Origin of the sequence: Mycobacterium sp. E1747 (genome assembly GCF_001667775.1) — a bacterium.
In the GTDB taxonomy this organism is placed as follows: Bacteria; Actinomycetota; Actinomycetes; order Mycobacteriales; family Mycobacteriaceae; genus Mycobacterium.
The window spans coordinates 35,926-42,902 of sequence record NZ_LZJI01000098.1 but is presented as its reverse complement, the minus strand read 5'-3'; the positions used below and the strand labels follow the sequence as shown (position 1 = coordinate 42,902).

Annotated in this window: 7 protein-coding genes; 2 read left to right on the top strand and 5 right to left on the bottom strand. The window is 71.9% G+C overall.

What is annotated here, in order from left to right; all coding sequences use genetic code 11:
• The 3 genes from A5695_RS10255 to A5695_RS10245 all read right to left on the bottom strand — a co-directional run.
• On the bottom strand, positions 1 to 665 hold a 665-nt coding region (locus A5695_RS10255), incomplete at its 3' end, for a VWA domain-containing protein (RefSeq protein ID WP_068080597.1).
• A 43-nt stretch (positions 666 to 708) separates the two neighbouring features.
• Positions 709 to 2,007, bottom strand: coding sequence for a primosomal protein (locus A5695_RS10250; protein WP_068080579.1), 1,299 nt, complete (start codon positions 2,005 to 2,007; stop codon positions 709 to 711).
• Positions 2,008 to 2,172: 165 nt separating this feature from the next.
• Complete coding sequence (locus A5695_RS10245) at positions 2,173 to 3,051, bottom strand: alkaline phosphatase family protein (protein ID WP_068080593.1); 879 nt, start codon at positions 3,049 to 3,051, stop codon at positions 2,173 to 2,175.
• A 116-nt stretch (positions 3,052 to 3,167) separates the two neighbouring features.
• Here A5695_RS10245 and upp point away from each other — a divergent pair, with 116 nt between their 5' ends.
• Positions 3,168 to 3,791, top strand: a complete 624-nt coding sequence (gene upp / locus A5695_RS10240; protein WP_068080576.1) for a uracil phosphoribosyltransferase — start codon at positions 3,168 to 3,170, stop codon at positions 3,789 to 3,791.
• 1 nt (position 3,792) lies between these two features.
• On the opposite strand, the gene A5695_RS10235 is transcribed toward upp, so the two are convergent.
• Both A5695_RS10235 and A5695_RS10230 read right to left on the bottom strand, forming a co-directional pair.
• A complete protein-coding gene (locus A5695_RS10235; RefSeq protein ID WP_068080591.1) occupies positions 3,793 to 5,376 on the bottom strand; it encodes a phospho-sugar mutase in 1,584 nt (527 codons plus the stop codon).
• 57 nt (positions 5,377 to 5,433) lie between these two features.
• Entirely contained in the window at positions 5,434 to 6,240 is an 807-nt protein-coding gene (locus A5695_RS10230) for a purine-nucleoside phosphorylase (RefSeq protein WP_068080573.1), read from the bottom strand.
• Positions 6,241 to 6,296: 56 nt separating this feature from the next.
• On the opposite strand from A5695_RS10230, the gene A5695_RS10225 reads away from it, so the two are divergent.
• A complete protein-coding gene (locus A5695_RS10225) occupies positions 6,297 to 6,962 on the top strand; it encodes a cutinase family protein (RefSeq protein ID WP_082945976.1) in 666 nt (221 codons plus the stop codon).
• Positions 6,963 to 6,977: the final 15 nt, after the last annotated feature.

Here is a 6,977-nt window from a genome sequence, read left to right as displayed (position 1 = left end):
GCGGCGGTGAACGCCCCCTGCGGGGCGTTGGCGTCCAGCGGCACATTCTCCGCGCCGTCGGATTCCAGCACGATGCGCGCCGGCGGCGGGCCGTCGCCGCCCCCCATCACCGAACCCACCGTCGCGATCGCCTGCAGCGCGGTGAACAGGCCCTCACCCGTCGCGGTCTTGGGTGCCGGCTTCAGGCTGTCGATCGCCGCCTTCACGGCCGCACGGTTGGTGGTCGGCGAGACCAGCAGCGACGCGTTGGCCGCGAACTCCACCAGCCCCAGGTTGATGGCCGGCGTCAGCTCGTCGGCGAACTGCTTGCCGGCCACCTTCGCGGCGGTCAGCCGGTCGGGGGGGACGTCGGTCGCCCGCATCGACTGCGACATGTCGATGACCAGCACGACGACGGCCCGGTTGCGCGGGATGCGCATGTCGTGGGTGGGCGTGGCCAGCGCGATGGTCAACAGGACCAGGCTGAGCAGCGCCACCGCGATCGGGATGTGCTGTCTCGGCGACTGCGGCACGGTCTCCTCGGTGAACCGACGCAGTCGGCGCCGCCGACGGGCCTGGACACCGATGTAGACCGCCAACAGGGCCAGCGGCAGCAAACCGAACAGGAGCATGCCCGGGCGCTGAAAGCCGTACAAGGGCAACGGGCCTATCCCGGGAAGCGACACCCGCCAGTAAAGAGGAGACTTGCGGGCCCGTCAAACGCGGGGGCTACTCCCGGCGCAGCCGCCCGTCGACGAATTGCTCCAGGTTCTCCCACTCCCGCACCGCCGCCGCGTACGGGGCCGACGGCTTGCCGACCGAGCCGGGCTCGAGCACGTAGGCGACCAGCTTGCCCAGCGGGCGTCCCGTCTCGAGCGCCTTGTCGACCGTGCCCTCCTCCGAGTAGTCGCCGATGTCGCGGAGCAGTTCGACGGCCAGGTCCAGCTGGTCGCGGTCCACGGCGTCGGGGCCGTCGGCGATGTCGTCGGCCAGCCCGCTGAGCACGTAGATGTTGTCCTCGGTGACCTTGACCTCCAGCGAGCCGTCGGTGGCGGCGGTGCGGATGTCGTCGTAGGTGCTCAGGTCGGACAGGTCGTGGTCGTGCTCGTCGGCGAGGTAGCGGGCCAGCGCCCGCTCGGAGGTGAACACGCTGATGCGCCCGTTGCGGCCGAGGAAGATCGGGCGGTCGTCCAGGTAGCACCGCAGGGTGTAGAAGGTGCCCGAACTCGTCATGATCCGAATGGGGTCGATGCCCACCTGCAGCCAGAAATCCTCGTCGCTGCCCAGGATCACGGTGTCGCCGGCCGCGCGCGGCTCCTCGTCGGCCTCGACATCGTCCTCCGGGGCGTCCGCCGCCTCGTCGCCCTCGTCGACGGCATCCTCGTCCGCCTCGTCGCCGGGCTCGGTGTCTTCCGCCTCTTCTTCCTCGGGCTCCTCGGCCAGCTCGTCGGCCGCCTTGGCCGAGAGCTTCTCGTCGACCTCCGGCGTGGTGGCGATGCCCTCGATCGCGCTCAGCACGTCGTCCCAGCCGCGGCCGATGATCTCGCCGATCGCATTCCAGCGTTTGAGGCCGGCCTTGCCGGTGAAGTGGTCGATCCCGCCCGACACGGTGCCCAACGTGGGGTTGCCGTTGAAGAACTTCGACACCGCCGGGAGCTCGCACACCGACCCGATGGACGAGACGAGCGACAGCGTGCGGGCGAGCCCGATCACCGACTCCTCGGTCGGCTTCTCCGACACCAGCTCCTCGACCGCGACCAGATCGAACTGCTTGTCGGTGGCCGGCGCGAATTTGTGTGCGTGCGCCGACGTCAGGTCCTTCCACGCCGGGTGGTCGACCAGGTCGTTGTCGGTATCGGAGCGCACGAAGGCGACCAGGTCGGCGACGGTCTCGAAGACGTACAGGTCCTCGTCCTTGCCCAGGAACGCCTCCCACTCGTCGCCGGCGTCACGCCAGCGGGGCGCCCACACGGTGTAGCGGTCGCCGTCGGACAGGCTCAGGCGGATGGGCACGAGGTCAGCAGCCATGCGGCACACAATAGCGACGGCGGCGCAATGCGCGGGCCATCGGGCCGTCGCGCCTAGCCCGGCGACGGCGAGCGCCGTGCGGCGCGAGCAAGGAGTCGGGCCGTCGCGCCTAGCTCGGCGACGGCGAGCGCCGTGCGGCGCGAGCAAGGAGTCGGGCCGTCGCGCCTAGCCCCAGATATCGGCGATCGGGGGCGCGCCAGCCGCGTAGCCGGTCTTGGGCAGCCCGTACATCTGCTCGACCGTGGCGAGCAGGTTGTAGTGGTTGATCCGCTCGGCGTAGTTGCCGGGGACGACGTGGGCGCCGTAGAAGATGGTCGGGATCTGGTTGCGGCTGGAATTGTCGTCCTCGTCCCACGTCACGATCAGCAGGCTGTTGTTGGCCACCGCCCAGTTGGCGTAGCCCGACAGCTGGCGGTTGAGCCAGGTATCGGCCTGCGCGATCGACCCGTCGTGCATGTTGTCGTCGTTGTTGGGGATGACGAAGGACACGGTGGGCAGGCTCGCGTAATTGCCCGTCGGGAACGCGGAGAACGGCAGGGAGTTCGCCGACGGCACGTTGGCGAAGTTGGCCCAGGGCACATGCTTGCGCGCGTACTTGCCGGCGCTGCACGCCGGCGAGCCGACCGCAGGCAGGCCTTCGGCGAAACCGGCGAAGGTGTAGCCCGCCGCGAGCAATTCGGAACCCAGGTTGGGCGCGTCGCCCGCATTGACCGGGCACCGGTCGCTGGTCACGCCGAAGGTGTTGCCGGCGAACATCGCCAGGTAATTCGGCTCGCTGGGGTGGGTTTCGGCGAACGACTGCACCATGTTGGCGCCGCTCGCGGCCAGCGCGGTGATGAAGGGCGCCGACTTGTTGCCGATGATGTTGGCCTCGGAGCGGTTCTCCTCCACCACGATCACGATGTGCGCGGGCTGCGGAATCGCCGCGGCCGCGAGGCCGATGCGCGCGGTCAGCGGCCCGGCCGCCAGAGCGACCAGCGCGACTGCGCCCAGCAGGCGCAGGATCCGAAACGCCCTGTCCGTCAACCCCGTTGCACCCACCATTGCGCCCGCCACCACGGGAGCATAGGGGGACGCCAGGAATTGACGGCGCCGACGCGGCCGGTTTGGGCGGGGCGTTTAACGAAATGCGGCCGGATTGTTATATAGGGTCGGACACCGTGGAAGTGCGCGTTGTCGATCACCCGCTCGCGGTCGCCCGGCTGACGACGATGCGCGACGAACGCACCGCCGATGACGGCTTCCGGGCGGCGCTGCGCGACGTGACCGCGATGCTGATCTACGAGGCCACCCGGAACGCGCCCCGCGAGACCTTCGGAATCCGCACACCGGTGGGCGACACGTTGGGGGTGCGGCTGGCCCAGCCGCCCCTGCTGGTGCCGGTGCTGCGGGCCGGGCTGGGCATGGTCGATCAGGCGCTCGCCCTGTTGCCGCAGGCCCGGGTCGGATTCGTCGGCGTGGCCCGCAACGAGGAAACCCACCGGCCCACCGGGTATTTCGAGTCGCTGCCCGACGAGCTGGCCGGTCTGCCGGTGCTGGTGCTCGACCCGATGCTGGCCACCGGCGGGTCGCTGAAGTACACCGTCGGCCTGCTGCTCGAGCGCGGTGCCACCGACATCACGGTGTTGTGCGCGGTGGCCGCCCCCGAAGGCGTTGCCGCCCTTGAAGAGACGGTGCCCGCCGCCCGCCTTTTCACGGTGGCGATCGACGACGGTCTCAACGAGAACGCCTACATCGTCCCGGGCCTCGGCGATGCCGGGGACCGTCAGTACGGGCCGCGCTAGCTCACAAGCCGCGCGCCGCGGACACCAGCTCGTCGCGCAATGCACCCGCGCGCCGGCGGGCCTGGTCGATGCCGCCGGTCACCGCGCAACGAACCTCGATGTAGCACTTCAACTTCGGCTCGGTTCCCGACGGGCGCACGACCAGCCTGACCGACGTCGCGTCGTCGCCGCCGGTGAGGATCAGCGCGTCGGTGATGTCGGTGACCGTGGCGGTGAAACCGGCCAGCGTTTCCGGTGGCGCCGTCCGCAGCCGACGCATCAACTCGCCCGCCTCGGCGGTGTCGGCGACCCGGCGGGACACCGCGGCGACGTCGTGTACCCCGTAGCGCCGGGCGAGTTCGTCGAGCGCGTCAACCACCGAACGGCCCTGCTCCTTGAGCGCGGCCACCAGGTCGCACACCAGCACCGCCGCGCTGATGCCGTCCTTGTCCCGCACGGCCTCCGGGTCGACGCAGTGCCCGATCGCCTCCTCGTAGGCGTAGACCAGCGTGCCGCCGGGCACGCCGGCGTCCGCGCGCGCCAGCCACTTGAAGCCGGTGAGGGTTTCGACGTGGGTGGCCCCATAGCGGCGCGCGATGGCCGCCAACATTCGCGACGACACCACGGTGCTGGCCACCACCGCCGTTTGGGGCTCGGCGCTGCGCGACAAGATGTAATCGCCGAGCAGCCAACCGGTTTCGTCGCCGGACAGCATTCGCCAGCCGTCCGCGGTGGGGATCGCGACCGCGCAGCGGTCGGCGTCGGGATCAAGCGCGATCGCGACGTCGGCCGTGACGTTGTCGGCCAGGGCGAGCAGCGCGTCGGTGGCGCCGGGCTCCTCGGGGTTGGGGAAGGCGACGGTGGGGAAGTCAGGGTCGGGCGCGAACTGGGCGCCGACGGTGTGCACCCGATCGAAGCCGGCGCGCTGCAACGCCTCCACGGCCACCGCGCCGCCCACCCCGTGCAGCGGGGTGAGCGCCACCCGGACCGATCCGGTACCGCGCCGCACCGCGGCGGCGCGCGCGACGTAGCGCTCGACCACGTCGGTGACGGCGGGTTGTGCCGGGGTCCGGGCGATTTCGTCGGCCGGGGGAGCGGCGGACATCGCGGCCTCGATCTCGCGGTCGGTGGGGGAGACGATCTGGATGCCGCCGTCGGCGTAGACCTTGTAACCGTTGTCGGTCGCCGGGTTGTGCGACGCGGTGATCTGGATGCCGGCCGCGGCGCCGGTGCGGCGCACGGCGAAGGCGACCACCGGCGTCGGCACCGGACCCGGTAGCAGCTGCACGGTAAAGCCTTGGGCGGCAAGCACTTCGGCGGCGACGGTGGCGAAAACGGCGGAGCCGTGCCGGGAGTCGCGCCCGACGATCACCACCGCGCCGGCCAGGCCACGTCTGCGCAGCACCTGCGCCACCGCCCAGGTGGCGCGCGACACCACCGCCACGTTCATGGCGTCCGGCCCGCCGCGCACCGGACCGCGCAGCCCCGCGGTGCCGAACGTGAGCGGTCGCGCGAAACGCGCCGCCAGCTCATCGGGATCGCAGGCGGCGAGCTCGGCGGCCGTCGCCGGGTCGGGATCGTGCGCGATCCACTCCGCCGCGGCGATCGCACGCCCGGTGTCGTCGCCGGGGGCCGCGGGTCGCCGCCACGGGTCGGGCGGCATCTAAAACCGGGCCACGACGTCGGCCAGCAGCGCGCCCATCCGGCTCGCCGACACGGCGCCGGCGGCGAGCACCTCGGCGTGGCTGAGCGGCTCGCCGCTGATCCCGGCGGCCAGGTTGGTCACCAGCGACACCCCCAGCACCTCGGCGCCGGCCGCCCGCGCGGCGATGGCCTCGTGCACGGTCGACATGCCGACCAGGTCGGCGCCCAACGCCCGCAGCATCCGCACCTCGGCGGGGGTCTCGTAATGCGGCCCCGGCAGTCCGGCGTAGACCCCCTCGGCCAGCCCGGGGTCGCCCTGGCGCGCCAGCTCCCGCAGCCGCGGCGCGTAGGCGTCGGTCAGGTCCACGAATTGCGGGCCGACCAGCGGTGAACGGGCGGTCAGGTTGAGGTGGTCGCTGATCAGCACCGGCTGACCCACCGCCATGTCGGACCGCAGGCCACCGGCCGCATTGGTGAGCACGACGATGCGCGCCCCCGCCGCGCAGGCCGCCCGCACCGGATGCACCACGTGGCACAGGTCGTGGCCCTCGTAGGCGTGTACCCGGCCGACCAGGACCAACACCCGGCGCTCGCCGACGCGCGTCGACATCAGCTCGCCGGTGTGCCCGACGGCGGTCGGCGGCGCAAACCCGGGCACGTCGGCCTGGGGCAGCACGGCGGTCGGGGAGCCGAGTGCGGCGACGGCCGGGCGCCATCCCGATCCGAGCACGATGGCCACGTCGTGCTCGGGCACCCCGGTGCGTTCGGCGATGACCGTCGCCGCCAGTCGCGCCAGTTCGGTGGGGTCGGACGCGGGGTCGCTCACAGTCGGGGAGCTTAGCGCCGCGACGGCCCGCGCCGGCATATGTGAAAATCTGCCGCATGAACCTTCGTAGGTGGCAGGTGGTCGGCTCGGCCGTCGCCGTTGCGGTGTCACTGTTTTCGATCGCGGGCAGCTGGCTGCCGGCGGCCCGGGCCGATGGATGCCCCGACGTCCAACTCATCTTCGCCCGCGGCACCGCCGAGCCGCCCGGCCTCGGGGTCGCCGGCGACGCGCTGCTCGACGCCCTGCGGCCGGCCCTCGGCTCGCGCAGCGTCGATGCGTACCCGGTGAACTACCCGGCGAGCTACAACTTCCTGCTGACCGCCGACGGCGCCAACGACGCGCGCGACCACATCGCGCAGATGGTCGACCAGTGCCCGGGCACGCGGCTGGTGCTCGGCGGCTTCTCGCAGGGCGCCGCCGCGGTGTCGATGCTGGCCGGGGTGCCGCCGCTGGGCGAGCGCATCGGAAACTTCGGCTCGGCCCCCGCGCTGGATCCCGGCCTGGCCAACAAGGTGGCGGCCGTCGCGGTGTTCGGGAATCCCGGCAACCGCTTCAACACGCCCCTGTCGACGACGGGGCTGTTCGCCGGTCGCGCCATCGACATCTGCAGCCCCGGGGACCCGGTGTGCGTGGTCGGCGGCCGCGACCGGGATGCGCACCACGACTACGGGGTGCCGCCCTACCCCGGGCAGGCCGCGGGATTCATCGCCGGACTGGTGTAGCCAGGCCCCGAGGTC